Source organism: Paraburkholderia sp. RL18-085-BIA-A, assembly GCF_046027075.1.
GTDB lineage: Bacteria > Pseudomonadota > Gammaproteobacteria > Burkholderiales > Burkholderiaceae > Paraburkholderia.
Map to the genome: position 1 here is coordinate 1 of NZ_JARESU010000393.1, position 1,651 is coordinate 1,651.

Annotated in this window: 2 protein-coding genes; both read right to left on the reverse strand. The window is 66.1% G+C overall.

What is annotated here, in order from left to right; all coding sequences use genetic code 11:
* Window positions 1-303: 303 nt before the first annotated feature.
* Window positions 304-1,473 carry an IS91 family transposase gene (locus P0D89_RS52690; RefSeq protein WP_408379577.1) on the reverse strand — a complete coding sequence of 390 codons (1,170 nt, stop codon included), beginning with the start codon at window positions 1,471-1,473 and terminating at the stop codon, window positions 304-306.
* A gap of 16 nt (window positions 1,474-1,489) precedes the next feature.
* Window positions 1,490-1,651 (reverse strand): tyrosine-type recombinase/integrase (locus P0D89_RS52695; RefSeq protein ID WP_408371101.1); only part of this gene is annotated, 162 nt, incomplete at its 5' end.

Sequence of the window (1,651 nt, forward strand, 5' to 3'; positions counted from 1 at the left end):
CGACGCATGCGGGCAGGCGTTGGACAAGCCTCGAGGGAGGAAACCGCGGAGTGAACCGAGGCGGCGGGAACCTTCGGCGGCTATGGGGATTGAAGGGAGCTGACCGTCAGCCGCAGCACGGCATGCTGAAGCGAACCTGGGGCGGGATGGGGTCGAAGGTGGTTTCGAAGGTGTCGTCCGCCATGTTGTGACGATGCCGCGAGCGGCGGCAAGGTCTGCCCGGAGCGGCAGGCGCGAGTGTCTCCTGTTGGCGCTCGTTGCCGAAGAGCCGACAGTCGGACTGAAGATCCTGGTCATGTACGCTCATGCGCTGCCTCGCAATGTCGGTGGCGCGCGAATCGGGTGGGTGCGCAGGAGGATCTCGATGATGATCATCGGGGCGCCGCAGTGTCTGCAGATAAAGGTCGGCGCCCGGGTATCCGCAGACGCCTCATCGTTGGCGTCAATGACTGCTGGAGCGTGCAGCAACGCACGTATGGTCGCCAGGTTGTGCCGCCGCACCGGATTGGCAAGCAGCCCATAGTGACGGATGCGGTGGAAGCCACCAGGCAACACGTGCAGCAGGAAGCGCCGCATGAACTCGCCGGCTTCGAGCGTCATGGTCTTGTAGCGGGTGCGCCCCCTGGCGCGGTAATCCTTCCAGCGGAAGGTCACGCCCCGCTCATCGAGCGCGATGAGGCGCTGGTTGGAGATGGCCACGCGATGCGTGTAGCGCGACAGATACGCGAGTACGGCCCCGGGTCCGGCGAACGGGCGCCTGGCATACACCACCCATTCACATGCGCGTAGCGGCGCGAGCCATTGTGCGAAGACAGCGGGATCGGCGAGCGCGGCATACTCGCCGAAGAACCGCAGCTGGCCGCGGCGATGCACGGCCGCGAGTTCCTCCAGGAAACGGCGCCGGAACAGGCGTGACAGCACGCGCACCGGCAGGAAGAAACCGGGCCGGCATGCGACCCACCGCTCACCGTCGGGTGACAGGCCGCCGCCGGGGACGATGCCGTGCACGTGCGGATGGTGCGTCAGTGCCGAGCCCCACGTATGCAGCACCAGCGTCGCGCCGATCTGTGCGCCCAGATGCTTCGGATCGGCGGCGATGGTGCGCAGGGTTTCGGCGGCAACATCGAACAGCAGCCCGTAGATGACCAACTTGTTATACCAGGCGATCGCGCTGATCGCCGCAGGCAGCGTGAAGACCACGTGGTAGTACTCCACGGGCAGCAGGTCGGCCTGACGCGCCTCGAGCCAGCGGCGCGCGGCGCTGGCCTGGCACTTCGGGCAATGACGGTTGCGGCAGGAGTTGTAGGCGACCTCGAGCTGTGCGCAGCCGGAACAGCGCAACACATGTCCACCCAGCGCCGCACTGCGGCACTGTTCAATGGCCGACATGACCTTCAGCTGTCCCAGGCTCAGCTGTACGGTCTGTCGCCACGCTGGCCCATGCGCGCGGAAGACGTCCGCGACTTCGGGCACGGAAGTGCTCCGCGTGTTACGTCCTGTGCAGATTCTCCAGCGGGCTGATCACTTCGCGCAGCAGGTCGGTGGCGACCTGCGCGTAGAGCGCGGTGGTCTCCAGCTTCTTGTGCCCCAGCAGCACCTGGATCACGCGGATATCGACCTTCTGTTCGAGCAGGTGGGTCGCAAAGCTGTG